Below are 25,274 nucleotides of genomic sequence, written 5' to 3'. Positions count from 1 at the left end.
GTTACCCCTGTGCTGGTAACAGTTGTGTTGCGCCAAGCTGGTCAAAGTCCATATTGACGTAAAAAGGTAAATGAACCGCTTGTTTGCCAAGTGCGATGCCAAACATGTCATGCAAAGGAAAGCTCGCAAGAGCTTTTACATCCAAGCTAAAATCATTGTGTAAAAGTTTTAATTGATGAATTTTTTTGATTAGCGATGGTGAGTGAACCACGCATTGATAAACGGCTTTATCTCCTTGTCCATCGGGAAATTGTTTAAACAAAATTTGATCCATCTGCGGATGAATAAACCCGTCTAACAATTGTTTAAGAAGCGATAAATCAATGCCTTTAATTTGCGCATCAAACAAATCTGTAACGTGTTTAGAAAAATGCGATAAGTTATCGAGTAAGTTTTCCTTGGTACTTGCCTGTGTTTGCTCAATGGTTAATAGCTCATGCATCGCTAATTTAGAGTCAGGGTTAAACACATCAAAACATTCTAAAGAAATACTAAAGGCGCCCGCATCACTCACAGTCGCAGGCATTTGATATTCACAGAGGTATTTATTGTAGCCCCAGGCTTCCCGGCCATTAATCAAAGCATAAATGTTATTGACGCTAATAAATGCCGGATACCAATATAAATGACTAATATCTCCATCGAGCATTTTTGCTACTGGGAGCCAAATAATAATATCGGTTTCTTGCATCCAGCCATGCTCTGAAAACGGTGGCGTTAACGAAGAAATTTTTTCGATATCAGTGAAGGTAAGTAAACACGTGCTCCCTAACACATTAAACGAGGTTGATTCGGTTGCTAGTAGGTTTAAAGTTGCATCAACATACTTCTGCATTTTTTGCTCACAGCCAGACACAAAAAATCCGTACATTTGCGCATTGATCATTCGACAAGGTGGTTTAGCAACCGGGTTAGATAAGAAGTGGCTGTAATTTGCTTGGTCCGTCATAGTCATTACTTATATTATTGTTTAGTAATGACTATAGACTAGTTTTTAATGGTTGGTGGCAACTTCTAGATGACAACTTTCTTTTAACAGTTGCTCTGTAAATTGCTGATAGCCAAGCTGATTAAAATTCTCAGATAACGGATTCATAAAACCATGACCAAAGTCGGCTATTTCACAGCCCACCTTCGCTTTACTTTTCAATGTTGCAATCACAGGCTTTATATCAAAATGTTCTTCACTGTGAGGAAAAATAAATCGGCAAGGAACTTTGGCTTCAAGCTCAAGGTGGTGCCTGACTTGGGATGGATAAAAGGCAATAATTTTTTTAATGAATGAATTTTTTAACTCTGCTTGAGCTCGCCAAACAGCCGCTGCGCCTGCACTAAATGCAATAATCGTGGTTGGCTGACGAATAGCGGCCATTTTGACATGTACCCGTTCAAAATAACTATCATGCCCGCAATGAGTTATAAAATGCTGGTATTGAAACTGCTCGTTTATAGGGAGCTGAATTTCTCCTAGATAAGGATCGCAAAGACTCACTTTACCGCGAAGCTGCTGAGCAAGCAGCGATAAATGCGCTGTTTTACCGAATATATCTGATACCAAAAGGTAATTCATAAGCATACTTCTTATTGTTATTTTGTGCCTAATCACAATACGCCTGTTTCTGTTAAACATCCAGAGATTATTTTTGATGTTTAAAAAATAAACCTTGCGCTTAGTTAATTCTTACAGTAATCTACTTGTCTGGTTTTTAGAAACCACGCGGTTAACCCCTTACCTTGATCCAGTAATTCCCGCATATTCGTATAAATACTTGCAACTTGTTTGCTAAATGACATTTTGATGAATTTTCAAATCATCACCAAACTGTCACAAACTTAGTCAACACTGTTAGCAAGACAACAAATGTCGGTCTGTATTTTTAAATGCCTTTTAAAGCTCTACAGACACTGACAAAAGAAAGAGTGAGTTTTATTATGTCATATAAATACAACGGATCTTTGATCCAGATCGCACATCCAGTGCAATCAATCTCGGTAAATAAACAGCGTGTAATTTTTAGTGACACGCAGGGCTTAAAAAATGCCATCTTCCAAAAGGCCAGTGATGCACGCCAATTTGTGAAGTGGTTAAAAGCCAACTAAACCCTACCGATAAACGCCAGCCAACAAGCTGGCGTTTTAGTTTTCACCACCAGCCTGCATATAGCTAAATTCCTGCTACACTTATATTTTTAGTCCATAAATAGGTAGTAAAAATGCGTTTTGTGTGGTCTATTTTACTATTACTTTTTTGCCTGCCAGTTGCTGCAACCAAGCAACCGAAGGCTATTGAGTGGATCATGGTCGATTTTGCCCCCTACTACATCATGCATGATAAATATGAAGGCACAGGTCGTGATGAAAGTGTGATCAAATTATTAGAAAAAGCACTGCCTGAGGTTTCATTTAAACGCACTTTATTGCCAGCCAGTCGTGCCGTGCATGAACTATCAAACCCACAAAATAATTACTGTATGCTGTCGTTATATCAAAGCGAGCACCGCAAACAGCATATTCAGTTTACTGAACATTCATCCACTGTTGGTTTGTCGCCGTCTATTGCAATACGTAAAGAGTTAGCAACAAAACTTAAGCTAGACTCAACAAAACCTGTGTCACTTAAATCATTACTAGCCGAAAACCTTGCTTTAGGGGTCTCTATGAGTCGCTCTTTTGGAGCAAATATCGACAAAGTGATTAACGAAAGTCATGACGCTAATATTATCTCTCGCCCCGGCAGAGACACCCTCGCAAGCCTAACTTATATGCTGAAAAAAAAACGTATTGATATATTACTTGGCTACCCAAGCGAGCATTATTACTTGGCTCATTCCATGGGCTTTGAAGGTGACTTAACTCAACTATCACTTACTGAAGCTCCGGCGTTAAGCATTGGCTATATAGGCTGCACTAAAAACAAGCAAGGTGAAGTAACGGTAAAATTATTAGATGAAGCTCTTGAGAAAATCGCTCATACAGATGCTTTTCATGATGTTTTAGTTCGCTGGCTACCGGATAATTTGCAGCCCATTCTAGAAAAAAGATTAAAAGATAGAAACGAAAGTGCCGCTCATTAAGCGGCACTTTTAATTTTACCAACCCACATAGTTATGCGAACTGGCGGTCGTATTAACGGTGCTTACTTACGTACACCTTCAATGAATAAACCAATATCAACATGCGTTGAAGCCGGACCAAGGTTGTAGTCAATACCGTAGTCAGTTAATTTAAGACTTGTTTCGCCTTCAAAACCAACACGGTAACCGCCCCACGGATCTTTACCTTCACCAATTTTGTCAATTTCAAAAGTAATGGTTTTGGTTACACCATTCAAGGTAAATTCACCAGTAACATCTGCTTCGTCACCGTCTTCATCAAACTTGATTGAGGTACTTTTAAATGTTGCAGTTGGGTATTTATCAACATTTAAGAAGTCTTTACCGCGTAAGTGCTTGTCACGCTCAGCATGGTTTGAGTCGATGCTTTTAGTATCAATCGTTACATTGATTTTAGATGCATTAGGCGCTTTATCGTCATAGCTAAAATCACCTGAGAAAGTATTAAAGCGACCATGTAACCAGCTGTAACCTAAGTGCTTAATTTTAAAAGTTACAAATGCGTGTGCACCGTCTGTATCAATAACGTAGTCAGCTGCATTTGCGTTTGCTGTTGAGAAAAGTGCAGCACTTAGTGCTGTGCCTAATAGTAATTTTTTCATATTAATCATCCTTCAATGGTTTGATCATTCTAATTAAGGTTTTATCTTTATCGATAAAATGATGTTTTAGTGCCCCTAAAGCATGTAAAACAACCACAGCTATTAGCCCATACGCGGCATAAAAGTGAATTTTACCTGCAATATCTTCTTGGTTTGCGACCGACTCTGGTAATGCCGGTACAGCAAATAAATTAAATACTTCAATTGCACGGCCATCAGCCGTAGAAATTAAATAGCCAGATGTCACAATGACGATTAATGCTAAATAAATTAGCTTATGGACTGAGTGTGCAACTCGATTCATTGCTTTTGAACTACCTGCAACAGGCTCAGGTTGGGTGCCTAATAAGCGCCAACCAAATCGAAACAACAACAATGCCGCTAAGGTAATGCCTACGCTTTTATGTAAGTCCAAAGAGCCTTTGTACCAAGCGTCGTAATAGGTTAGCTCAACCATATACACGCCTAAGCCAAACAAACCAAACACCCCAAGTGCCATTAACCAGTGCACTAAGATGGCAACCCAGCCATAACTTGACTTTGAATTCTTTAACATACTCATTTCCCATGAGAATCGTGAAACTAAATATAGATTAACCGATGGGTTATATAATGAAAATAGCGTAAAACGAACAGCTTCTGTGCGTATATGCACATCTTAGGGGAAAGGGTAAAGTTGTAAGGGGAAAGGGGAAAGGGGAAAGACAGAAGGTGCTAGGTGCTAGGTGCTAGGTGCTAGGTGCTAAGTGCTAAGTGCTAAGTGCTAAGTGCTAAGTGCTAAGTGCTAAGTGCTAAGTGCTAAGTGCTAAGTGCTAAGTGCTAAGTGCTAAGTGCTAAGTGCTAGCAATATTATGAATGCTCGTTGATAAAAGCGTTTAATTCTTAACGTGATAAATTTTTAGTTTTACTCACAACCGTTTAATCACTCAACCCAATAAACTCAGCCGATTTCAAAAGAAGTCACACCGAAAATACGGTTTAATGGCAAGCTAGGACATTCGCCGGTATACATCCTGGCGGTTTCGAACGACACTTGCATGTTGTACTTCTGCGCTAAAGCGACAGCAGCTTGATTTATTTCTGGCGTATCAAGGAAAATAGCGTCAGAGGCACTCACTTTAGATTTTAAAGCAAGGAACAAAGATTCGGCCAATTGTGGTGAGTCGGCAAATAAAGGGCCAATCTTAAAGCCATTCTGACATTTGCGAATTACCCCGTATCCAGCCAATTTCCCATTGTGCATTACGCCAAACGCATCGCACTGGGGTTGGTTTAACCAGGCTTTAGTAAAGTTTGCTCTATTCGCAGGGAAAAAAGCCTGTTCGTATGCGTCAATAATTTCGAATGGCACAGCATTAAGATCAACAATATCTGCACTTTTTGGTGAATTACCAGCGCCGACTCCTGCAAAACGAATATTGCGATAGGCCAGATTAAAACCAGACTTTTTGTAGTTCTCTTGCTGCTCCACCACACCATCAAGGCCAATATTCAACCCTTTAAGGCGCTTTAACGCGGCATTCCAAATTTGTATTCCGTAACCTTTGCCACGGTAATCAGGTTTAACAATGTAGAAGCCAATAAAGCCAAATACATCGTGATAATTAATGGCAGAAATTGTAGCGATAGGCTCATCGTCAAGAAAACCAACCAGAAATCCTTCAGGATCAGCAGCAAAATAACACTCTGCATCATTAAGGCCAGGATTCCAGCCTTCTGCTGCTGCCCAATCAATCATGAGTTCGACTTCCTTCTTGGTCATGGTTTTGATTGTAAAGTGTTTACTTTGCATCTGCTTTCCTTAAAATTTCCGTTTGCTAATCAGTGAATTAAATAATACTAAAATCGCACTATCTAAGTAGATTGATTCAAATCTGAATCGCAAATTATGCGCATTCACAATTAATAATAGGCTCTAGCTTATTATGGTTATAAATATACAAACCAAAAGTATCAAACATATCTCTACCAAATTCCGAGGAAATATCCACGTAATTTTCTAGACCTTGATAGCTGTATAAAATAGCAACCTTGCCTTCGAAACCAAGAGGGACAGGCTTTCCTTTACCGACAACATTTGCGTTATCGCCATTGATACCATCCCACCCATATTTTTCTGGGTCAAAAATTAATTGCACAGAACCACAATTTAAACATTCAAGGTATATCGGAGGTAGAATGTTCACATTTTCTCGTTTGCGAAAGAAACCCTTAACTTCAACTTCTTTGTGACCTAAAACAGAATAAGCATCGTGCCCGCATTTACAATGAACAGCTTTGCTCACAAATAGCTCATCAAGTTGAAGTTGTGGTAGCTGTAAATTCTTTAATACGAAATTCGAAAAACAATTTGGTGAGTGAGCTTTCAATTCTTCTAGTGTATTCATTTTCTCCCCTAGGAGCTAATGCCCTTAAAATACTCAAATCAAGCATTTTAGGTACTTTTTATCTTGTTTATTGAAATCTATTTTTTATTAGTTCACTACTTAGTCATTTTAATGATTTCTTGCACTACTCGGTGTTTAGTATTTTCAATAAACACCTGAGTAGATAGTTAGCAATTATATTTTACTTGCTGTTATTTCAATCCTATACACTTCAACACCCTCCGTTCCAACCTCAATCGTTGCAGGTTCGTTAAGGTTTACCATTAACTTAGGTTCTTGAAATTTATTGTAAGAGCCATTTTCAAATTTATAGAGTGCTGATGTTAGTGTCACAATTTGCTCGTTCAACGTAGGGGTTACATCAAATTTAAGAATATCATCTGCAGTGACTGTTTGAGTTTTGTCTTCTTCAGTTTTAACAACGTGCGTTTTTACAAGTTGATTATTCAAATAAAGGTTAAGGTCTAATTGCAAACTTTCTGCAGCTGAGGCACCAAATGCAGCGAGAGATAACAGTACCATTCCTAACTTTTTCATTATATTTTCCTTAATAGTAGGCTTACCCCAAAATGGGGAATGCCAACTTATCAGGTACTGAGACTTGGTGCAATTGTTTAACACTCTGTAAGTTAAGTGTTTTTATTCGCATATGAAGCAAACTTTCGTTACTAGCTACTTCTTGACTGGTGATGACTCAAAGATCTCGTAATGTCGCTCAACACAAGTTGTTACTTTACCCCATAAAGAGTTTTTAACTCTTTGCTGATGATATTCAAATGCCAATTTATCTATAAACTCTTCGTATACATCAAAGCGAAGTGGGTTTTCTGTATGTTCAGTAACACTGAAAGTAATACAACCAGGCTCTTCTAGGGTAAGACGCCTATGAGTCACCAACTGAGATTTAACGTTCTCTAAGTCAGACTCAGGAACTAAAATAAACCCTTTCAACGTTACTTTTGACATAAATATCCTTATAGAATGAGTCGGAACATAACGACAAGAACTGGGTAGTCGCAAATTGCTGGCGTCCTGATATATTTATCAGGCCCTCAACTAGTAATGACCCAGTTTTAATAATTGATCTACTGCCTTTAAAACTTACCGCTTAAAGCTTAAAACTATTAACTTTCAGCTATTCGCCTTCTTCCACCAAACCAACATAAATCTGGCTATTGGCATCTACCTGAAAGCAGCTGATCAGGTTTTCTTTCACCAACTCTAACATGGCGATAAAACTAACGACAACACCACTTCTGCCCTCTTCTACCGTAAAAAGAGTACTAAAAGGCAACTGTGATTGCGCTTCTGAGAGTTTATCTAAGATTAAGCTCATGCGTTCACGGGTCGATAAGGCTTCTGCGGTAATATGATGATGTTCAAATGTTTTAGCTCGGGCCATAACGTCGCTTAGTGCAACTAACAAGTCTTTCATGTCAACGTCAGGTAACAGTACCTCACGCTCACTCAATTCTGGCACCAGTGCTTCGGCTACAAATATATCGCGGCCTTCGCGAGGGATCTCATCAAGGTTTTCTGCGGCTTTTTTAAATTGTTCGTATTCTTGTAAACGTCTTACAAGCTCAGCTCGTGGGTCTTCTTCCTCTTCAAGCTCTTCATGTTTTGGTAATAATAATCGTGATTTAATTTGTGCTAATAACGCCGCCATCACAAGGTATTCACCAGCCAGTTCAAGCTGAAACTCGCTCATCATTTCAACATAACTAACGTATTGCTCTGTAATACTAAAAATAGAGAGTTCTAGTACATCGAGTTTATGTTTTTTAATTAAATACAAAAGTAAATCGAGAGGACCTTCAAAGGTTTCTAAAATGATCTCTAACGCATCGGGTGGAATATATAAGTCTTCAGGTTTATCGACCACCGCTTTGCCATGCAAAAAAGCCAGTGGCAGCTTTTGCTGTACTGGCTCTTGTATATTATCTGGCGCGTCAAGCTCTGGGCTAGTCAATGAAGTCTCTACTCAAATGGTTTAGTATCACCGCAACCCACACGTAAGATTTCGATATCATCATCCGACAAGTCAATTACTGTGGTTGCCTGTTCAGGAAGATAACCACCATGAATAATTAAATCAACTTGCTTTTCAATGCGATCGCGAATTTCATCAGGATCAGCCTCGGTATATTGCTCACCCGGTAAAATTAAAGAACACGACATTAACGGCTCACCTAATTCAGCCAATAAAGCACAGGTGATTGGGTGTTCGATAACACGAATACCAATGGTTTTTTTCTTTTCGTTTAATAAACGCTTTGGTACTTCTTTAGTGCCTTTAAAGATGAACGTATATGGCCCAGGGGTGTTATTTTTAATCAATCTGAATAACTGATTATCAACGCGAGCATAAGTAGATAGCTCTGATAAGTCACGGCAGACCAAAGTAAAGTTATGGTGTTTTTCAATACCACGAATACGTTCGATGCGCTCTTTTGCTTGCTTATTACCAATGTTACAGCCAAGTGCATAACCCGAATCGGTTGGGTAAACAATAACACCGCCCTGCTTGATAATATCAACCGCTTGGCTGATTAAGCGTGGTTGCGGATTATCTGGATGAATATGAAAAAACTGACTCATTACACGCTCCTATTGCCCTTCCCATGCTTGCCAAACCCCTTGGCAATCTTTTGGTAAGTATAAATTTTTACCTAACTCCAACCAACTGGTCGGAAAATGAAAATCTGACCCTTGTGACGCAAGTAAGCCATATTCACGACTCAGTTCACCTAAAAACTGGCGCTCACTGGGTGCTTGCTGTGGTTGTGCAACTTCCATCGCATCGCCACCTGCGCCTTTAAATTCAATAATTAACTTACGTAGCCATTTGTTAGACATTTGATAACGCCCAGGATGAGCAAGAACGGCAACCCCACCGGCTTGGTGAATGGCAGCAATTGCGGTTTGCATATCACACCAACTACTTGGTACATAGCCTGTTTTTCCTCGCCCTAAGTACTTTTTAAATACCCCAGGAAAGTTTTTAGCAACACCACGCTCAATCAGCGCTCGGGCAAAATGCGCCCGTGTGATCTGGGCGTTTTCAGCAAATGTTTTTGCTTGGTCGTAAATGCCTTCAAAACCATTTTTAGCAAGGCGACGACCGATCTCTAAAGCGCGATCTTCACGCTTGCCTTGTTGCGCTTGTAATAGTGACAACAGTGCGTCATTTTCATCATCAACATTTAAGCCAACAATATGAATTTCAAAGCTTTCCCATTTTGTTGATACTTCAACGCCAGCAATTAATTTAAGCGGTAAATTATCATCTGCAATGACTTGGCGAGCTGGTTTTATCGCATTTAATGTGTCGTGATCGGTAATTGCAAACACATCTATGTTTTTCTCAACCGCGCGGTGTAACAATTGCTCGACTGATAGCTGACCATCTGAGTATGTGGTGTGGCTATGTAAATCGTATTTTATCAAAGGGAAAGACTGCTTTACGTAAGTTCTTGAATCAATGATGTGAGTATAACAAAAATTTAGTGCCAGGGCGTGATTATCTTTTTAGGTTAGACATATATACCCACATAAATGGGTAATTGCGATGGGTAAAAGCTAAACACGTATTAATATGTAAATTAATGCTTGACAGTATCGGCTTAGGTACGCTTTACTGTATGCACTTTCAGACACGTTAAATAAGCAATAACAATGAACAAAACAATTCAAATCACAATTTGGTGGTGGCACTCGTAACTAGCGGGTGACGAATTGTCGTGTCTAACGATTTCAAAACCCGCTCATGTAGCGGGTTTTTTTATATCTAAATTTTAAGGTTTTATAATGAATTACATAGCAACTCTTACACATCATTGGTGGCGCCTGGCTTAGCGGGACGGTAAGGGTCTATCTAATTTATAGGCATCTTTATACGAACCCCGCCAAGCATAGCTTCGCGGGGTTTTGTTTTTTAAAGAGTTTTTGGGAATGAGGGAGAATGAGGTTTGATTTTTAGTCATATAACAACGACACCGGGTGAAGTAACCAGTATCACTCAAGTGCGCGACTACATCAGTAGCCCACTTGCGTTATACAGTTTACTCGATAAGCCTAATTCACTGCTGTTAGAGTCTGCTGAAATTGATTCTAAAGACAGTGTAAAAAGTCTAATTTTGGTTGACTCAGCGCTACGTATTGTTTGCCAAGGCAAACAGGTCACACTCACTGCACAGTCAAATAACGGCAAACAATTACTGCCTTATTTACAAACTCATGTGCAAAACTGCTCTGCTGAGCTTGTAGAAGACACATTAACGTTAACCTACAACGAGGTAGCAAGCGACATTGATGAAGCCAGTAAATTAGTAGCAGATAACGCTTTTAGTGCGCTACGTAGCTGTATTAATAGTATTAAAAGCACCACAGACAACCCATTTTCTGTGTTCTTAGGCGGTGTATTTGCCTACGATATGGTTGCTAATTTCGAAACTCTTTCTGATGTGCCTGACGGCGAAAACAGCTGCCCAGATTATGTTTTCTACCTAGCCGAAACGTTAGTTGTCATCGACCATCAAGCAAAAACAACCGAGCTAATTGGCAATGTATTTAACGGCCCTGAAGTTCATGCTAATTGCTTTGAGGTTGGTCAACAGTTAGAGCGTTTAAATGCCGTATGTGACAATGCACAAAGCTACCAAGGGCAAAAGCAAACCGGCTCAAACCCAATTTCTGTTGATGTTAGCGACGAGCAATACTGCGAACATGTCATCAAGTTAAAAAACAACATCGTTGATGGCGATATTTTCCAAGTTGTTCCATCACGTACTTTTTCTCTCGCCTGCCCTGACTCACTTCATGCTTACAGCCAACTAAAACAACAAAACCCAAGCCCATATATGTTTTACATGCGCGATGAAGAATTTGTGTTATTCGGCGCATCACCCGAGTCAGCCCTCAAATATTGCGCAGAGAGTAAACAAGTTGAGGTATACCCAATTGCTGGTACTCGCCCTCGCGGCAAGTTTGCTAACGGGCAAATTAATCCAGACCTAGACAGCCGCATTGAGCTTGAACTTCGCAACGACCAAAAGGAACGTGCCGAGCACCTGATGTTAGTTGATTTAGCGCGAAATGATGTAGCCCGTATTAGCGTACCAGGTACACGTCACGCGAAAGAATTATTAAAAGTAGACCGCTACTCACAAGTGATGCATTTAGTTTCACGCGTTGTGGGTACTTTAAAACCTGAACTCGATGCGCTACATGCTTACCAAGCTTGTATGAACATGGGCACCTTAGTGGGTGCACCTAAAGTGCGCGCTGCTGAGTTAGTTCGTCAAACCGAACAAAAACGCCGCGGCAGCTATGGCGGTGCAGTGGGTTATTTAACGGGTGATGGCGCCATGGATAGCTGTATTGTTATTCGCTCTGCGTTTGTTAAAAACGGCACGGCCTACGTACAAGCAGGTGCAGGTGTGGTGTTTGATTCAGATCCACAATCAGAAGCCAATGAAACCCGCGCTAAAGCACAAGCTGTGATCACTGCGATTCAATCGACTTACGAGGCACTATAATGACGACAACATCAGCCTATAAAATCTACTTTTTAGATAACTTTGATTCATTTAGTTATAACTTAGTCGATGAACTTTCTATGTTAGGGTGCCAGTTAGTGGTATACCGTAATAACATCAGTGCACAAAGCATCTTCGACAAAATGTGCCAAGAAACCGTACCTGTGTTACTAGTGCTATCACCTGGCCCCGGCGCACCATCTGATGCAGGTTGTTTAATGGAACTCATTGAACTGTGTAAAGGCCGCTTCCCTATGCTGGGCATCTGTTTAGGCCAGCAAGCACTAACACAAAGCTACGGTGGGGTTATTGGTCATGCAGGCGAAACTGTGCATGGCAAGTCATCAATTATTGCGTTGACTGAGCACCCAGTATTCGCGGGTATGGGCGATAAAATGCCAGTTGCTCGTTATCATTCATTAATGGCAACCAAAGTCCCTGATGATGTTGAAGTAATTGCTTGTTATGAAAATATTCCAATGGCAATTTACCATCAACAAGATAATGCCCTTGGCTATCAGTTTCATCCTGAGTCAATTTTAACGCCGAATGGCGCATTGCTATTACAGCAAAGCATTGAATTTTTAACCGCACGCGTGCAGTAGAGGAATAACATGGAAGCAACAACTCAAACCCAGTTAAACCAATTATTAGCAAAGCAAGATTTATCGTTTTCGCAAGCAACTGAATTGTTTGATGCCATCATGAATGGCAAGCTTAATGATATTGAATTAACTGCAGCACTTATCGCCCTAAAACTAAAAGGCGAAACAAGTGATGAAATCGCCGGTGCTGCGGCATCAATGCGCGCCAATGCAGTGCCATTTCAAACCAGCAAAACCTTGCTTGCCGATAGCTGTGGTACCGGTGGCGATGGCTCAAACACAATTAATATTAGTACCACGGCTGCTATTGTTGCCGCCGCTGCGGGCATCAATATGGTCAAACATGGTAATCGCAGTGTGTCGAGTAATTCGGGCTCTGCGGATTTACTTAAAGCCTTGGGTATCAATATAGATATGAGCCCTGAGCAAGCGGCCCATTGTTTAGAAAATACCGGCTTTACATTTTTATTTGCGCCGCATTATCACAGTGGTGTACGCCATGCGATGGGTGTGCGTACGGCCCTTAAAAGCCGCACAATTTTTAATATTTTAGGGCCACTGGCCAACCCTGCTGCCCCTGAGGTGCAATTGCTTGGTGTTTATGACCCTTCGCTGTGTTTACCCATGGCCGAAACCTTAAAAACCCTTGGCACAAAACGCGCTATGGTGGTTCACGGTGCAGGCACTGACGAAATTGCCTTACACGGGACAACCAAAGTGGTTGAACTTAATAACGGTGAACTGAGCGAATACACGCTAACAGCGAGCGATTTTGGTCTTGCAAACTATTCACTTGAACAACTAGCAGGCCAAGGCCCAGAATATAACGCAAAAGCAAGCTTAGCGATTTTACAAGGTCAAGGTGAAATGGCGCATAACGCAGCCATTATAGCCAACGTTGCCGCCCTTCTTTATTTAACCGATAAAGCAAGCGATTTAAAAGCAGCCGCAGATCAAGTAAGCGAATTATTAGCATCAGGCAAAGCGATGGACACATTGAACGCAATTATTGAGGTAAGTCATGGCTAACGTGTTAGACAAAATTGTTGCCGACAAACGTATTGAATTAGAACAAAGAAAAGCACAGCGCCCGCTTGAGTCATTCATTAGCGAGGTTGTGCCAACCAAGCGAGACTTTGAAGGCGCATTAGCAGCAACCGGTACGCAGTTTATTTTAGAATGTAAAAAGGCCTCACCGTCAAAAGGGCTTATTCGCGAACCATTCAATTTAGAGGAAATTACATCGGTTTATAAAAAGTACGCAACCTGTATGAGCGTACTAACGGATGAAAAATATTTCCAAGGCAGCTATGAGTACCTTGAGTATGTGCGCAGCCAAGTGGAACAGCCGCTTATTTGTAAAGATTTCTTTATTGATGAGTACCAAGTTTATTTAGCACGCTTATCTGGTGGTGATGCCATTTTATTAATGCTCTCAGTTCTTGATGACGAGCAATATTTAGCGCTTCACAAGGTGGCTGATTCTTTAAATATGTCAGTACTCACTGAAGTCAGTAATGAGCAAGAAGTTAGTCGTGCACTTGCACTTAATGCCAGCCTAATTGGTATCAATAACCGCGACCTTCGTGATTTAAGTACTGATCTTGCAACAACTGAGCGTTTACGTCAGCTTATCCCAAATGACAAAGTAGTGATTTCAGAATCGGGCATTTATACCCATAAAGATGTAAAACGTCTTGCACCATTATGCGATGGCTTTTTAATTGGCAGCTCACTGATGGCTGAACGCGACTTAGAAGCCGCGTGTCGTAAAGTGATTTTAGGTGAGAACAAAGTGTGCGGTTTAACCCGTTCACAAGATGCGATGGCAGCCTACGCCAGTGGTGCTGTGTATGGTGGCTTAATTTTTTATCCTAAGTCACCGCGCTATGTCGATATAGACTGTGCCAAGCAAGTTACGCAAAGTGCCCCACTCGCGTATGTAGGTGTGTTTGTCAATGCACCTCTAGAACAAGTGGTCGATTATGCACAAAGCTTAAAATTAGCGGCCGTGCAATTACATGGCGATGAGAATAGCGAGTATATTCAAAGCCTCAGAAAGCAATTACCGCTTGGCTGTGAAATTTGGAAAGCCCAAGCCGTTAAAGGTGAATTACCTAAACCGCTTGAAGGGGTTGATCGCCATTTATACGATACTTACAGCAAAAGCCAAAAAGGCGGCACAGGCGAAGCATTTGATTGGTCAGTGCTAGAGACGGCAACCGTGCCGTTTATGTTAGCCGGGGGTTTAAACCCAGAAAATATCCATGCAGCGCTTTATCGCGGTGCTAACGGCCTTGACCTAAATTCTGGCGTTGAAGCGTCAGCGGGTAAAAAGTGCCAAACAAAATTACAAAATGCGTTTTCGCATATCAGAAATTATTGAGGTTAGAATGCAAAATCCAGCTTATTTCGGTGAATTCGGTGGTATGTTTGTACCACAGCTGCTTGTACCAGCACTCAAGCAACTAGAAGCAGAGTTTAATAAATCACAAAACGATCCTGCTTTTCAGGCTGAGTTTGAAAAACTATTAAATGAGTACGCAGGTCGCCCTACACCATTAACACTGACACGTAACTTAGTTAAAAACCCTAAGGTAAAACTGTATTTAAAGCGTGAAGATTTACTCCATGGTGGTGCGCACAAAACCAATCAAGTACTTGGTCAAGCACTCCTTACCAAACGTATGGGTAAAAAAGAAGTCATTGCAGAAACAGGTGCCGGCCAACACGGTGTTGCAACGGCCCTAGCCTGTGCCCTACTAGGCTTAAAATGCCGTATTTACATGGGTGCAAAAGACGTTGAACGTCAGCAACCAAACGTATTTCGTATGAAACTAATGGGCGCAGAGGTTATTCCTGTCACAGCGGGCTCTGGTACCTTAAAAGATGCCGTAAACGAAGCCCTGCGTGACTGGTCAGCAAATTACAAAGATGCTCACTATTTACTAGGCACTGCAGCAGGCCCTCACCCATTCCCAACCATGGTGCGTGAGTTCCAAAAAATGATTGGTGAAGAAGCAAAACAACAAGTGCTTAAAGCAGAAGGTCGCTTACCAGATGCTGTGCTTGCTTGTGTAGGTGGTGGTTCTAACGCCATTGGAATGTTTACAGACTTTATTGATGAGCCAAGCGTTAAACTAATTGGTGTAGAGCCCGCAGGTAAAGGCTTAGATACCCACCAGCATGGTGCCACCTTATGTAAAGGCACCAAAGGCATTTTACACGGTACCTATACCTACATTATGCAAGATGATGATGGTCAAATTGAAGAGTCTTACTCTGTATCAGCAGGTCTTGATTACCCAGCTGTTGGCCCACAGCATGCTCACTTGCATGAAACTGGCCGTGCTGAGTACGTAGGTATTACCGATACTGAAGCGCTTGAAGCATTCCAACTACTGGCTAAGAACGAAGGGATCATTCCTGCACTTGAATCAAGCCATGCCCTAGCATATGCCCTTAAATATGCCGAGCAACAAACCGAAGACACCATTTTAGTGGTTAACCTAAGCGGCCGAGGCGATAAAGATTTGGCTCACGTACACAGTGTTTTATCAGAAGGAGGCGCACTATGAGCCAGACTAACCGTTACGGACAACTGTTCGCCACATTAAATGAAACCAACCAAGGTGCTTTTGTACCCTTCGTTACGATTGGCGATCCTAATAAAGCACTGAGTGTAGAAATCATCAAAAGCTTAATTGATGGCGGCGCTGATGCCCTTGAGCTAGGTATTCCATTTTCTGATCCGATTGCTGATGGCCCAGTGATCCAAGCTGCTAACATTCGCGCACTTGATGAAAACATTAATACCCAAGATTGCTTTGATATCATCAAACAAGTGCGCCAGTACAATGCCGATATTCCAATTGGCCTGTTATTGTATTCAAACTTAGTGTTTAAACGTGGCATTGAGAAGTTTTATCAAGATGCTAAAGAAGCCGGTGTCGATTCAATTTTAGTGGCTGACGTGCCGCTACATGAATCAAAGCTATTTCGCCAAACAGCAATGAAAAATGGCATTGACCCAATTTTTATTGCTACACCGAATGCTGATGATGACACTTTACGAGAGTGTGCGTCATATGGCCGTGGTTACACATACCTTCTTTCACGCGCAGGTGTGACAGGCACAGAAACCAAGGCACAAATGCCAGCAGATTCATTAGTTAAAAAACTAAAAGATTACCATGCTGCACCGGCATTATTAGGCTTTGGTGTATCAACACCGGAAGATGTTAAATCAGCACTTGAGTCAGGAGCCGCTGGTGCGATTTCAGGCTCTGCGGTTGTTAAAATCATCGAGGCAAACCTTGATGATCAAGCAGCAATGCTAACTGGTTTAAAAGAGTTTGTAGCCAGTATGAAAGCAGCTACAAAGTAAGTTTGTTTTATTACTTCAAAAAGGGCCATAAAGGCCCTTTTTTGTGCTTAACAATTAATGATGGCGGTGCACACCCTCTTTAATCTCTTCGATAAACTTACGATTAAAGGCCTCTAAGTCGGCTGGGCTTCGGCTTGTGACTATGCCCTCATCTACACACACCTCTTGATCAACCCAATTAGCTCCTGCATTGATCAAATCTGTTTTGATACTTGGGTATGAGGTTACTTTGCGCTCCCGTAGTTTGTTAATTTCGGCTAATAGCCATGGACCGTGGCAAATCGCGGCGATAGGTTTGTTTTTACCGGCACTGAAAAAACCATCAACAAAGGCTTTTGCTTCGCTATCTTGACGTAACGTATCTGGGTTGAATAAGCCACCAGGCAGAAGTAACGCGTCATACTCTGCAGAGTCTGCTTCGCTGACTACACGGTCAACACTGACTCGCTCACCCCATTGGTTTTCATCCCATGCTGTGATATCGCCACGCTCAAGTGACACAACTTCGACAAGTGCACCAGCTTCTAATAATGCGCTTCGTGGTGACAATAGCTCGCTTTGCTCAAAACCATTGGTTGCAAGAATGGCAATCTTTTTACCATTCAGTTGGCTATTTAAATTTGACATGTTATCTCCTTATTTTGGTAAACCTAAACAATTAATAGCAGACAACATGCCAAACTTAATAGATTGAAAATATTGAATAAATTTTCAAGTGTTCTATTTATGCTCTGTAAATACTACACCCGCTTTGCAAATCCTGCTTATAAACCGTCTTTGAGTGCTTTAGCAGGTTTAAAAACTGGCTTGTTAGCGCCTTCTATTTCAATTTCTTCACCGGTTTGTGGGTTGCGTCCTTTGCGTGCTGGGTAATAACTTAGAGCAAACGTACCAAAGCCATTAATTTGCACTTGGTCACCCTCAGAAAGAGACTTTTCGATAGCATTTAACATGCTGGTTAAGGCAGCTTGAGTGTCTTTTTTTGTTAATTCACTGTGGGCAGCCATTTGCGATACTAACGCGGCTTTATTCATAAAAAGTGCTCCAAAATACGCCGCTTAATCATCTGAGGTTAAGCGGAAAAAGATAAGGTAAAACAACCTAAACGCAGGTTTAGGCCAGATTGGCTCGGGAGGCTAAGCTTTCAGGGCTGTTAAGTCAACCTTGTATCTTGCGTGATAACTTGATACAACCCAGTATCTTTTTAAATTAGAGCATTTATAAATTTATGCATGCGATTATTGAATACATCCCGCTGATTTTATTTTTTGCGGTTTTCAAGTTAGTTGATATTTATTGGGCAACAGCCTTGCTGATGCTAACCACCTTAATTCAGGTTGCTTACTGTTATTTTAAAGATGGTAAAGTGCCAACCCGTCACTGGGTGTTTTTTGCTATAGCGGTGGTGTTAGGTACCCTCACCTTAGTGTTCCACGATGAGCAGTTTGTGAAATGGAAAGCCACCATTGTGTATGCCATTTTCAGTGTTACTTTGTTAGTAAGCCGCTATGTACTTGGCAAAAACCTAGTGAAAAAAGCGCTTAGCTCGATTTTAGAAAATGCCTCTGAGAGTAAACAAGAAATCAACGTACCTGAAGCGCTCTGGAACAAACTTAACCTATTTTGGGTTGCGGTGACTGCAGGTATCTCGGCGCTGAATATCTACATTGCCTATAACTTCTCGCTCGATTTTTGGGTTAACTTTAAAGTGTTTGGCTTAATGGGCATTACCTTTGTTTGCGTGTTAGCAACGATCATCACCCTATTCAAATACTTACCTGAAGATGACGAAGAGAAAGATCAAAAGCAATCTTAATGTCATAAATCTGTCGTCTTAGCTTGTTAGCGTAAACAAAAAACACGCTGAGACGACATTGAACGCTAACCAATACCGCTGGCTTGAATTTACCCTCATATTTGTTTCTTTGCCGCTATTAGGCTTCTTTCTTCGTGCCTACCTCGCTAACTGGCTTATTCCTGCCCTTATTATTTTAATGGCCGTGTGCGGCATGTTGCTTTTATCTGATCCCCATTTTAAACGCTTTCGTTTAACTAGCCTTGGGCAATTTAGTGCGGTAAAACGTCGCTTATTTAGTTTCTTCTTTTTAGGGGCGTTATTCTCCGGAATGTTTTACGGCATCATGAACCAAGAAAACTGGTTTTCACTGCCACGAAACTCATTTAACGATTGGCTAATGTTGTTATTGCTCTACCCCATTTTATCGGTGATGCCGCAAGAACTTATTTTTAGAACCTATTTTTTCCATCGTTATAAACGCATTATGCCAAGTAAAACAGTGCGTATTATTGTCAGCGCATCAGTGTTTGCGTTAGCTCACATTGTCTATGCGAATGTATTGGCCGTACTGTTGGCATTTTTAGGGGGGCTGTTGTTTTCTTATACGTACGCGCAAAGCCGCTCAACCTTCGTGTGTGTGATTGAACATAGCTTATGGGGACTTTGGATGTTTACCCTTGGCTTGGGTGATGTGCTTGATGCGGGGGCCTTTTAATGTAATAGGTATAAAAAAGCCGCGCAAAGTGCGCGGCTAAGTATTGAACTGGTTTTTAAAATCCGAAAATACTAAATGCAAAAAACTTAGTCGCCACCGTATTTACAAAGATTAGTAATAAAATGGCAGGGATAAACGTTGATAGCGAGAAGTTCACATACTTCTCTGTAAAGCTACCAACATAGCCTTCACAGCCTTGGCTTAGCTCTGCCGATAAGTTTGCTTTTTTCCAACGATACATAACGAATAAACACACCATTAAACCATTAAGCGGTAAAATTGTGTCGTAAAACACATCATAAACGATATCAAATAAGCTCTTATCTGCACCGCCATAGCTAACAAACTTTGTAAGCGAGTCAACCATACCAAATGACATGGTACACAGCACAGTCAATACACCTGTAGATAAGGTTAAGATAGCCAGTGCTTTTTTACGGCTGATACCTTTGCGGTCACTTAATGTTGCAGTTGGCACCTCTACAATTGATACAAGTGACGTAATTGCAGCAAAAAAGACAAGTAAGAAGAATACAAACGCAACAATTGATGCACCCACGTAGCCAATATCAGCTTGTAACGCTAATAAAATTTTTGGTAGGTAGACAAAAATCATCGATACTGACGAGTCAGATAAAGTACTTGGGTCAGTATCTGGGTTAAAACTGAAAATAGCTGGAAGCACCATTAGACCAGCAATAAATGCCACCATCGAATCAGTAACTGCAACCATTTTTGCACTACCAACAATATCGTCTTTCTTAGAGATATACGATGCATAGGTCATTAAGATACCCATACCTAGTGACAACGAGAAAAACGCTTGAGCTAATGCACCATTTAATACGCTGGCATCCATTTTTGAAAAGTCAGGCACAACATAGTACTTAACACCGGCCATTGCGTTATCAAGAGTTAGTACGTATACAACCAATGCGGTGAGTAGTACAAATAAAGCTGGCATCATAAACTTAGCCGCTTTTTCAATACCTTCTTTAACACCGCCCACTAAAATCAAGTTAACGATGATGGCAACCACGGCCATGTAACCAAACACGGTGTAGCTATTGATAAAAGTGCCAAAGTTATCTGGCTGGGCCAAGGCATCTAGATTACCAAATGCGGTTTGCGATAAATAACCGAAAATCCATACCGTGATCACCATATAAAAAACAGCAATCATAAATGGCGTTAATACGGCTAAAAAGCCAGCAAAGTTCCATTTAGGATCATTGCCCGCTAAAAATTTGTATGAACCAAGTGGATCTTTTTGCGCTTTACGACCCATGGCCATTTCAGCCATCATCACTGGCAAACAGATAAAAATGACAAACAATGCATAGACTAAAAGGAAAGCACCACCGCCGTTTTTTGTAGCTGAAACCGGAAAACCCACTAAGTTTCCGATACCTACAGCAGAACCGGCTGCCGCTAAAATAAAACCGAGGCGGGAGCTAAAATGCTCGCGTTTTTCGCTCATTTAAAAACCTTATTATTATTTTCTCAACCCAGCGACTCTACCAGTGTTACACCGCGTATTTCAAGCTTTATAAGTTAAAGTTATATGGGTTTGTGTAAAGATTATTACGCGAATAATCTCTCGTCTATTGCTAAGAATATGCTACTATTTTTTAAAAATAACATTGAGAACACACCATGCTGTATATGATTTATTCAACTGATGTTGAAAATAGTTTAGAGGCTCGCAAATCTGCACGCCCTGCTCACTTAGCACGCCTTCAAGAATTAGACGATCAAAACCGTTTATTTACGGCAGGCCCATTGCCAGCCATTGATAGTGAAGATCCGGCTGACGCTGGTTTTACTGGTTCATTAGTGGTAGCAGAATTTGACTCATTAGAAGCTGCACGCGAATGGGCTGCAAACGATCCGTATATTGCGGCGGGTGTTTACGACAACTCAGTCGTAAAACCATTTAAAAAAGTATTTGGTTAACCTCTGAACTTAACTGAATCAATAATTCAGTGTTTGTTCACGGCTTATTAACTAAGATTTGGCTATTGAATTACAGAATTTAACGTAATTACTTGAATTTTAGTTAATTGGTTAATTAAACTAAATGGGTCTGGTTTAGGAGTTCCCCGTCATGCGCATATTATTAGCCTTCAGTTTTAGTCTTTTATTTGCATTATCAAGCTTTCATGCTGATGCCAATAAGAAACAAGCCCAAGAGGTGACTAAAAAGCAGGCTGTGACGATCGCCAAAAAATCTGAAGACGGCCGAACCCTAAAAATCACAGAGCAAGATAAAGTATTTACCGTAAGAATTTTAAAAACGAACGGCCACGTGGTTGATGTCCATGTGAACAAAAAGACTGGCGAAGTGAAAAAGGATTAAGAATGCGAATTTTAGTTATTGAAGATGATTTACACTTAGCAGATAACCTTCGTAATGCCCTAGAAAAAGAGCGTTACAGCGTTGACCTTTGTCACGATGGTGAAGCTGGTTTATTCCATATTACCGAATACCCGCTAGATATGGCGGTAGTCGATTTAGGCTTACCTAAAGTAGATGGTATTGAATTAATTACCAAAGCTCGTGCACAAGGTATTACTATTCCTATTTTGATTTTAACGGCACGTGACCGTTGGCAAGATAAAGTAGAAGGCTTAGATGCTGGTGCAGATGACTACCTAACTAAACCTTTCCACGTTGAAGAGCTAATTGCCCGCTGTAATGCACTTATCCGCCGCAGCGCAGGTAAAGCAAACCCAGAAATGACAGCTGGCCCTATTAAAATTCATACTCGCTCACAGCAAGTATGGGTAAACGATAAAGAACTTAGCTTAACAGCATACGAATACAAAGTTTTAGAATACCTAATGGTTAACCCGCAAAAGGTAATTTCTAAATCTGAACTAACAGAGCACATTTACGACCAAGACTTCGACCTTGATTCAAACGTAATTGAAGTTTTCGTATTGCGTTTACGTAAGAAGCTTGACCCTGATGGTACCCTTAACCCAGTTGAAACATTACGCGGCCGTGGTTATAGGCTAAAAAGTCAGTGGTAGCATCGCAAATACCGCTTAAAGTAAGGCAAGGATTTATCCTTGTCTTTGTTTTATTAGTCGCCCTACCAATTCTGTTTTTCTCAATTGGTAAGGCTTACTACGCCTCTTTGGTCGAAGCGACCGAAAAAACCCTCGAAGCTCACTTATATTCATTAATCTCTGAAGTCGATTTCACTGAACGCGGCATCGTTATGCCAAGTACTATCTTAACGCCAGAGCTAAACAGATTAAACTCAGACACCTATGCGATGGTTTATCGCGGTGACTTGCCGGTTTGGTACTCCGAATCGGCGACCAATATCAACTTTATTCCTGATAACTTTGAAGCCCCTGCAGGCTCTGCTGATTTTCGCCGTGTTGAATACAACAATACCGTGTACTGGCAGTTAACGCTTACCGTTATTTTAGAAAACATTGACCAATCAGAGCATGCACGTTTTATTCTATTAAAGCGTAATGATGCCCTACTGAGGCTGATGGATGGCTTTAAGCAAACACTCGTAAATTGGATGTATGTCATGGGTGTGGCCATTGCTGCGCTAATGGCAATCGGTTTTGTTTGGAGTGCAAGGCCACTGCAACGACTCGACAAAGAAATAAAAGCCATTGAGTCGGGTGATAACCAACAAATAAAAGGTCTTTACCCGGTTGAACTACAAACCATTAAAGCCGATTTAAACTTATTGCTTGAATCGCAGCAGCGCCAAAAAGAGCGTTATCGTGCATCGTTAAGCGACCTTGCTCATGCATTAAAAACGCCATTGGCAGTGCTTAAATCAAGCCCATTAGCCAATGATGCGGATGCACAAGAGCAGCTAGACCGAATTAATGTGATGATCGAACACCAGTTAAAGCGCGCTGCAACAGGTGCGTCTGACACCTGGAAGAAACAAACCCATATCAAGCCTGTTATTGATTCAATCTTAAGCGCGATGAGCAAGGTTTATCGCGACAAAGATATTATTTTTACCTCAGAGGTCAGCGAAAAAGACTATTTCTTGGGTGATAAAACAGATTTGATGGAACTACTTGGTAATTTAATCGATAATGCCTGTAAAGCTTGCCGTTCACAGGTCGATATAAAGGTTAAGCAGAACAAAAAGTTAACACTCAGTATAAGTGATGATGGCCCAGGTGTTCCTGAGCACAAGCGTGAATCATTACTAACTCGCGGTACCAGACTCGATACCTACGAAAGCGGCCATGGTGTCGGCATGGCTATCGTGTCGGATTTAGTCAACTCGTATAATGGCACATTAACCATTAAAGATGCAGAGAAACTAGCCGGTGCTGAGTTTATATTAGAGTTTAATTACCATGATAAAAAATAAAACATCAATACTCGTTAAGGGCAGCTTTTTAGCTTTAATTGCAAGTGCATCGCATGCTCAAGCAGAGCAAACGTGTGAGCTTGCGAGCAACAATACCGATGACACAAAACGCTATATTCAATGTCTAGATCAAGTTATCGCCGATATTCAGCGTGATCAAAAGATGTGGATTAATAAGCTCACTATGGATCTTGAGAAAATTAAAGAAGATACTGGTAACAGCCAATTGCTACCAATTTTTAATCGCAGCATCAAGAACCAAGAGCGTTATTTAGAAGACAGCTGTCGTTGGCGTTATTTACAAAAAATGCCAAATGGTACGAAAGCCGCTATTGCTTACAAGCAATGTGAAATTGAGATCCTAAAAAACCACGTGCAGGTTTTACAGCGACCTCTAAAGTAATAGCAACTCACACAGTTTGAGAAGTAAAAAGGCGCTTAAGCGCCTTTTTATACCAATTCGCTTAATTAAGTGGTCTATTTTGAGGCAAGAAAACCTCGTTGATAGCAAGGCAAAAATTTCGTTATTTAGTTGTTCTAAATCAGAAATTTTTAACGCAGATAGCGACAGGTTTAATCCCTCAAAATGATTAAGTATTATTGCGGATTGGTATTACTCTTCAAGTTTTAGCTCTTCGCCATTGCCAAGCAAGGTAGCAAGCCATCGCCCTTCTTGACTAGTCTCTAAGGCTATTTTAACTATCATGGTCAATGGAACTGATAACAGCATACCCACGGTCCCCATCAGCCAGCCCCAAAAAATCAAGGATAAAAACACCACTAGCGTCGATAAACCCAGCCCTTTACCCATAAAACGCGGCTCGACGATATTACCCATCACCGTGTTTATAACTAAATAGCCACCAGCAATAAACCCTGCAACCAGTGGGCCTTGAGTGATCAAAGCGAGTAACACTGGAGGCACAGCGGCAATGATAGAGCCAATATTAGGAATGTAGTTAAGCATAAAGGCCACTACAGCCCAAAGTATAAAATAATCAACATCAAGTGCCCAAAGCATAAAGCCTGCAAGCATACCTGTGCCTAAACTAACCAGCGTTTTAATAGCCAGATAAGAGTTAATTGAATCTAAAAAGCGATCAACCTGCTGCATTTTCATTTCAGGATCGTCCAGTGCTAAATGCACTTTTTTACTCAGCATAGGTCCTTCAAACAACATGAACACCACGGTTAGGATAATCAAAAACAAATTCGCCATCACGCCACCAAGGCCTGTGAGCATGTTGGTTGCAACATCAATCATTTTGCCCGGATCGAATAAAGAGATGATCTGCTCTTTATCAATCAGGATGTTATAACTCGCTGCAACATTAACCACCCAGACAAACTCTTCTTTTAGTTGTGCTTTGTACTCAGGCAGCTTTTCAGAGAAATCGGTCATCGATTGCCCAACCAACCCGGCAAGGCTTATCCCTACACCAACAATCATCAACATCACAAACACAACGGCAATCCCTTTGGGGATACCGTATTTAGCAAAGAAACGAATTAAGGGATTACAAATAATGGCAATAAAGGCTGCCAACACAAATGGGATAACAATCACACTTGCAGCTTTAATACCCGCTAAAACAACGACTAAAGCAGCAAATATCACTAAACTTTTATTTACACCAGTCAGGCTCGACAAAATAAAATCCTTGTTAGTTTTTTTATCAGTGTAAGTGAAATACGCCGCAAAAGAAATCACAAAGCAGCTGGCACAATTAATGCTCATTATACGTGCATAATTTGAACAA

Annotated in this window: 30 protein-coding genes; 15 read left to right on the top strand and 15 right to left on the bottom strand. The window is 41.0% G+C overall.

Features of this window, described 5'->3' with window-relative positions:
* Nucleotide 1: 1 nt before the first annotated feature.
* Both NFU46_RS00250 and NFU46_RS00245 read right to left on the bottom strand, forming a co-directional pair.
* Entirely contained in the window at nucleotides 2-949 is a 948-nt protein-coding gene (locus NFU46_RS00250) for an acetoacetate decarboxylase (RefSeq protein WP_251598643.1), read from the bottom strand.
* A 45-nt stretch (nucleotides 950-994) separates the two neighbouring features.
* Nucleotides 995-1,570 (bottom strand): hypothetical protein, encoded by a 576-nt coding sequence (locus NFU46_RS00245; protein WP_251598641.1) that lies wholly within the window; start codon nucleotides 1,568-1,570, stop codon nucleotides 995-997.
* A 362-nt stretch (nucleotides 1,571-1,932) separates the two neighbouring features.
* Between NFU46_RS00245 and NFU46_RS00240 the strand changes: the two genes are divergently transcribed.
* The gene (locus tag NFU46_RS00240; protein WP_165381452.1) at nucleotides 1,933-2,100 is read left to right on the top strand and encodes a hypothetical protein; all 168 of its coding nucleotides are present in this window, start codon (nucleotides 1,933-1,935) and stop codon (nucleotides 2,098-2,100) included.
* A gap of 113 nt (nucleotides 2,101-2,213) precedes the next feature.
* Entirely contained in the window at nucleotides 2,214-3,074 is an 861-nt protein-coding gene (locus NFU46_RS00235) for a TIGR02285 family protein (protein ID WP_251598639.1), read from the top strand.
* A gap of 62 nt (nucleotides 3,075-3,136) precedes the next feature.
* Here the strand turns inward: NFU46_RS00235 and NFU46_RS00230 are convergent, their stop codons facing one another.
* From NFU46_RS00230 to NFU46_RS00190, 9 genes are all read right to left on the bottom strand, one after another.
* Nucleotides 3,137-3,715: a YceI family protein gene (locus NFU46_RS00230; protein WP_054561236.1), complete on the bottom strand. Its 579-nt coding sequence runs from the start codon at nucleotides 3,713-3,715 to the stop codon at nucleotides 3,137-3,139.
* Between the two features lies 1 nt (nucleotide 3,716).
* Nucleotides 3,717-4,271 (bottom strand): cytochrome b, encoded by a 555-nt coding sequence (locus NFU46_RS00225; RefSeq protein WP_054552924.1) that lies wholly within the window; start codon nucleotides 4,269-4,271, stop codon nucleotides 3,717-3,719.
* A 384-nt stretch (nucleotides 4,272-4,655) separates the two neighbouring features.
* On the bottom strand, nucleotides 4,656-5,507 hold the full coding sequence (locus NFU46_RS00220; protein ID WP_251598637.1) for a GNAT family N-acetyltransferase: 852 nt from the start codon (nucleotides 5,505-5,507) through the stop codon (nucleotides 4,656-4,658).
* A 94-nt stretch (nucleotides 5,508-5,601) separates the two neighbouring features.
* Nucleotides 5,602-6,102: a hypothetical protein gene (locus NFU46_RS00215; protein WP_251598635.1), complete on the bottom strand. Its 501-nt coding sequence runs from the start codon at nucleotides 6,100-6,102 to the stop codon at nucleotides 5,602-5,604.
* 174 nt (nucleotides 6,103-6,276) lie between these two features.
* Nucleotides 6,277-6,639: a hypothetical protein gene (locus NFU46_RS00210; RefSeq protein WP_251598633.1), complete on the bottom strand. Its 363-nt coding sequence runs from the start codon at nucleotides 6,637-6,639 to the stop codon at nucleotides 6,277-6,279.
* Between the two features lie 135 nt (nucleotides 6,640-6,774).
* Nucleotides 6,775-7,068, bottom strand: coding sequence for a putative quinol monooxygenase (locus NFU46_RS00205; protein WP_251598631.1), 294 nt, complete (start codon nucleotides 7,066-7,068; stop codon nucleotides 6,775-6,777).
* Between the two features lie 169 nt (nucleotides 7,069-7,237).
* A complete protein-coding gene (locus NFU46_RS00200; protein ID WP_181447698.1) occupies nucleotides 7,238-8,074 on the bottom strand; it encodes a ScpA family protein in 837 nt (278 codons plus the stop codon).
* An 8-nt stretch (nucleotides 8,075-8,082) separates the two neighbouring features.
* A complete protein-coding gene (locus NFU46_RS00195; protein ID WP_055021149.1) occupies nucleotides 8,083-8,703 on the bottom strand; it encodes an L-threonylcarbamoyladenylate synthase in 621 nt (206 codons plus the stop codon).
* Between the two features lie 9 nt (nucleotides 8,704-8,712).
* Nucleotides 8,713-9,552, bottom strand: a complete 840-nt coding sequence (locus NFU46_RS00190; protein ID WP_251598629.1) for an RNase RNM — start codon at nucleotides 9,550-9,552, stop codon at nucleotides 8,713-8,715.
* A 521-nt stretch (nucleotides 9,553-10,073) separates the two neighbouring features.
* On the opposite strand from NFU46_RS00190, the gene NFU46_RS00185 reads away from it, so the two are divergent.
* Genes NFU46_RS00185 through trpA form a run of 6 tightly spaced genes read left to right on the top strand, consistent with a single transcriptional unit; the run spans nucleotide 10,074 to nucleotide 16,634 of the window.
* Nucleotides 10,074-11,642 carry an anthranilate synthase component 1 gene (locus NFU46_RS00185; RefSeq protein WP_251598627.1) on the top strand — a complete coding sequence of 523 codons (1,569 nt, stop codon included), beginning with the start codon at nucleotides 10,074-10,076 and terminating at the stop codon, nucleotides 11,640-11,642.
* Nucleotides 11,642-12,247 (top strand): aminodeoxychorismate/anthranilate synthase component II, encoded by a 606-nt coding sequence (locus NFU46_RS00180; RefSeq protein ID WP_175081744.1) that lies wholly within the window; start codon nucleotides 11,642-11,644, stop codon nucleotides 12,245-12,247. The genes NFU46_RS00185 and NFU46_RS00180 overlap by 1 nt, the downstream gene beginning before the upstream one ends.
* A gap of 9 nt (nucleotides 12,248-12,256) precedes the next feature.
* Nucleotides 12,257-13,276, top strand: a complete 1,020-nt coding sequence (gene trpD / locus NFU46_RS00175) for an anthranilate phosphoribosyltransferase (protein ID WP_251598624.1) — start codon at nucleotides 12,257-12,259, stop codon at nucleotides 13,274-13,276.
* Nucleotides 13,269-14,633 (top strand): bifunctional indole-3-glycerol-phosphate synthase TrpC/phosphoribosylanthranilate isomerase TrpF, encoded by a 1,365-nt coding sequence (gene trpCF / locus NFU46_RS00170; protein WP_063529744.1) that lies wholly within the window; start codon nucleotides 13,269-13,271, stop codon nucleotides 14,631-14,633. Before trpD ends, trpCF begins: the two co-directional genes overlap by 8 nt.
* 7 nt (nucleotides 14,634-14,640) lie before the next feature.
* Nucleotides 14,641-15,825, top strand: a complete 1,185-nt coding sequence (gene trpB, locus NFU46_RS00165) for a tryptophan synthase subunit beta (RefSeq protein ID WP_138619900.1) — start codon at nucleotides 14,641-14,643, stop codon at nucleotides 15,823-15,825.
* Entirely contained in the window at nucleotides 15,822-16,634 is an 813-nt protein-coding gene (trpA, locus tag NFU46_RS00160) for a tryptophan synthase subunit alpha (protein WP_055021153.1), read from the top strand. The genes trpB and trpA overlap by 4 nt, the downstream gene beginning before the upstream one ends.
* A gap of 54 nt (nucleotides 16,635-16,688) precedes the next feature.
* On the opposite strand, the gene NFU46_RS00155 is transcribed toward trpA, so the two are convergent.
* Nucleotides 16,689-17,261, bottom strand: a complete 573-nt coding sequence (locus tag NFU46_RS00155) for a type 1 glutamine amidotransferase domain-containing protein (RefSeq protein ID WP_054561226.1) — start codon at nucleotides 17,259-17,261, stop codon at nucleotides 16,689-16,691.
* 137 nt (nucleotides 17,262-17,398) lie between these two features.
* A complete protein-coding gene (locus tag NFU46_RS00150; RefSeq protein WP_054561225.1) occupies nucleotides 17,399-17,668 on the bottom strand; it encodes an HU family DNA-binding protein in 270 nt (89 codons plus the stop codon).
* A 194-nt stretch (nucleotides 17,669-17,862) separates the two neighbouring features.
* Here NFU46_RS00150 and NFU46_RS00145 point away from each other — a divergent pair, with 194 nt between their 5' ends.
* Together NFU46_RS00145 and NFU46_RS00140 are read left to right on the top strand one after the other, a co-directional pair.
* Nucleotides 17,863-18,450 (top strand): inner membrane-spanning protein YciB, encoded by a 588-nt coding sequence (locus tag NFU46_RS00145; RefSeq protein WP_175080751.1) that lies wholly within the window; start codon nucleotides 17,863-17,865, stop codon nucleotides 18,448-18,450.
* Nucleotides 18,451-18,508: 58 nt separating this feature from the next.
* A complete protein-coding gene (locus NFU46_RS00140) occupies nucleotides 18,509-19,147 on the top strand; it encodes a type II CAAX prenyl endopeptidase Rce1 family protein (RefSeq protein ID WP_054552911.1) in 639 nt (212 codons plus the stop codon).
* Between the two features lie 55 nt (nucleotides 19,148-19,202).
* Here the strand turns inward: NFU46_RS00140 and NFU46_RS00135 are convergent, their stop codons facing one another.
* Complete coding sequence (locus tag NFU46_RS00135; RefSeq protein ID WP_175080752.1) at nucleotides 19,203-20,627, bottom strand: sodium-dependent transporter; 1,425 nt, start codon at nucleotides 20,625-20,627, stop codon at nucleotides 19,203-19,205.
* Nucleotides 20,628-20,803: 176 nt separating this feature from the next.
* On the opposite strand from NFU46_RS00135, the gene NFU46_RS00130 reads away from it, so the two are divergent.
* The 5 genes from NFU46_RS00130 to NFU46_RS00110 all read left to right on the top strand — a co-directional run bounded on the left by NFU46_RS00130 (nucleotide 20,804) and on the right by NFU46_RS00110 (nucleotide 23,917).
* On the top strand, nucleotides 20,804-21,103 hold the full coding sequence (locus tag NFU46_RS00130) for a YciI family protein (protein WP_063704552.1): 300 nt from the start codon (nucleotides 20,804-20,806) through the stop codon (nucleotides 21,101-21,103).
* Between the two features lie 151 nt (nucleotides 21,104-21,254).
* Nucleotides 21,255-21,506 carry a PepSY domain-containing protein gene (locus NFU46_RS00125; protein ID WP_054552908.1) on the top strand — a complete coding sequence of 84 codons (252 nt, stop codon included), beginning with the start codon at nucleotides 21,255-21,257 and terminating at the stop codon, nucleotides 21,504-21,506.
* A 2-nt stretch (nucleotides 21,507-21,508) separates the two neighbouring features.
* Complete coding sequence (locus NFU46_RS00120; RefSeq protein WP_054552907.1) at nucleotides 21,509-22,183, top strand: response regulator transcription factor; 675 nt, start codon at nucleotides 21,509-21,511, stop codon at nucleotides 22,181-22,183.
* Nucleotides 22,177-23,514: an ATP-binding protein gene (locus tag NFU46_RS00115; protein ID WP_058584761.1), complete on the top strand. Its 1,338-nt coding sequence runs from the start codon at nucleotides 22,177-22,179 to the stop codon at nucleotides 23,512-23,514. The genes NFU46_RS00120 and NFU46_RS00115 overlap by 7 nt, the downstream gene beginning before the upstream one ends.
* The gene (locus NFU46_RS00110) at nucleotides 23,501-23,917 is read left to right on the top strand and encodes a hypothetical protein (protein ID WP_062565116.1); all 417 of its coding nucleotides are present in this window, start codon (nucleotides 23,501-23,503) and stop codon (nucleotides 23,915-23,917) included. The genes NFU46_RS00115 and NFU46_RS00110 overlap by 14 nt, the downstream gene beginning before the upstream one ends.
* Nucleotides 23,918-24,127: 210 nt before the next feature.
* Here NFU46_RS00110 and NFU46_RS00105 read toward each other — a convergent pair whose 3' ends face one another.
* On the bottom strand, nucleotides 24,128-25,165 hold the full coding sequence (locus NFU46_RS00105; protein ID WP_251598621.1) for an AI-2E family transporter: 1,038 nt from the start codon (nucleotides 25,163-25,165) through the stop codon (nucleotides 24,128-24,130).
* Nucleotides 25,166-25,274 lie beyond the last annotated feature (109 nt).

Origin of the sequence: Pseudoalteromonas sp. NCCP-2140 (assembly GCF_023708065.1) — a bacterium.
Lineage (GTDB): Bacteria > Pseudomonadota > Gammaproteobacteria > Enterobacterales > Alteromonadaceae > Pseudoalteromonas.
The sequence above is the reverse complement of the archived record's forward strand: the minus strand, read 5'-3'. Positions and strand labels throughout refer to the sequence as shown.

Excerpts from the sequence above, each read along its gene's own strand:
- NFU46_RS00250 (WP_251598643.1), bottom strand. The coding sequence starts at position 949 with ATGACGGACCAAGCAAATTACAGCCACTTCTTATCTAACCCGGTTGCT.
- NFU46_RS00245 (WP_251598641.1), bottom strand. The coding sequence starts at position 1,570 with ATGAATTACCTTTTGGTATCAGATATATTCGGTAAAACAGCGCATTTA.
- NFU46_RS00240 (WP_165381452.1), top strand. The coding sequence starts at position 1,933 with ATGTCATATAAATACAACGGATCTTTGATCCAGATCGCACATCCAGTG.
- NFU46_RS00235 (WP_251598639.1), top strand. The coding sequence starts at position 2,214 with ATGCGTTTTGTGTGGTCTATTTTACTATTACTTTTTTGCCTGCCAGTT.
- NFU46_RS00230 (WP_054561236.1), bottom strand. The coding sequence starts at position 3,715 with ATGAAAAAATTACTATTAGGCACAGCACTAAGTGCTGCACTTTTCTCA.
- NFU46_RS00225 (WP_054552924.1), bottom strand. The coding sequence starts at position 4,271 with ATGTTAAAGAATTCAAAGTCAAGTTATGGCTGGGTTGCCATCTTAGTG.
- NFU46_RS00220 (WP_251598637.1), bottom strand. The coding sequence starts at position 5,507 with ATGCAAAGTAAACACTTTACAATCAAAACCATGACCAAGAAGGAAGTC.
- NFU46_RS00215 (WP_251598635.1), bottom strand. The coding sequence starts at position 6,102 with ATGAATACACTAGAAGAATTGAAAGCTCACTCACCAAATTGTTTTTCG.
- NFU46_RS00210 (WP_251598633.1), bottom strand. The coding sequence starts at position 6,639 with ATGAAAAAGTTAGGAATGGTACTGTTATCTCTCGCTGCATTTGGTGCC.
- NFU46_RS00205 (WP_251598631.1), bottom strand. The coding sequence starts at position 7,068 with ATGTCAAAAGTAACGTTGAAAGGGTTTATTTTAGTTCCTGAGTCTGAC.
- NFU46_RS00195 (WP_055021149.1), bottom strand. The coding sequence starts at position 8,703 with ATGAGTCAGTTTTTTCATATTCATCCAGATAATCCGCAACCACGCTTA.
- NFU46_RS00180 (WP_175081744.1), top strand. The coding sequence starts at position 11,642 with ATGACGACAACATCAGCCTATAAAATCTACTTTTTAGATAACTTTGAT.
- trpD (WP_251598624.1), top strand. The coding sequence starts at position 12,257 with ATGGAAGCAACAACTCAAACCCAGTTAAACCAATTATTAGCAAAGCAA.
- trpCF (WP_063529744.1), top strand. The coding sequence starts at position 13,269 with ATGGCTAACGTGTTAGACAAAATTGTTGCCGACAAACGTATTGAATTA.
- trpB (WP_138619900.1), top strand. The coding sequence starts at position 14,641 with ATGCAAAATCCAGCTTATTTCGGTGAATTCGGTGGTATGTTTGTACCA.
- trpA (WP_055021153.1), top strand. The coding sequence starts at position 15,822 with ATGAGCCAGACTAACCGTTACGGACAACTGTTCGCCACATTAAATGAA.
- NFU46_RS00155 (WP_054561226.1), bottom strand. The coding sequence starts at position 17,261 with ATGTCAAATTTAAATAGCCAACTGAATGGTAAAAAGATTGCCATTCTT.
- NFU46_RS00150 (WP_054561225.1), bottom strand. The coding sequence starts at position 17,668 with ATGAATAAAGCCGCGTTAGTATCGCAAATGGCTGCCCACAGTGAATTA.
- NFU46_RS00145 (WP_175080751.1), top strand. The coding sequence starts at position 17,863 with ATGCATGCGATTATTGAATACATCCCGCTGATTTTATTTTTTGCGGTT.
- NFU46_RS00135 (WP_175080752.1), bottom strand. The coding sequence starts at position 20,627 with ATGAGCGAAAAACGCGAGCATTTTAGCTCCCGCCTCGGTTTTATTTTA.
- NFU46_RS00130 (WP_063704552.1), top strand. The coding sequence starts at position 20,804 with ATGCTGTATATGATTTATTCAACTGATGTTGAAAATAGTTTAGAGGCT.
- NFU46_RS00125 (WP_054552908.1), top strand. The coding sequence starts at position 21,255 with ATGCGCATATTATTAGCCTTCAGTTTTAGTCTTTTATTTGCATTATCA.
- NFU46_RS00120 (WP_054552907.1), top strand. The coding sequence starts at position 21,509 with ATGCGAATTTTAGTTATTGAAGATGATTTACACTTAGCAGATAACCTT.
- NFU46_RS00110 (WP_062565116.1), top strand. The coding sequence starts at position 23,501 with ATGATAAAAAATAAAACATCAATACTCGTTAAGGGCAGCTTTTTAGCT.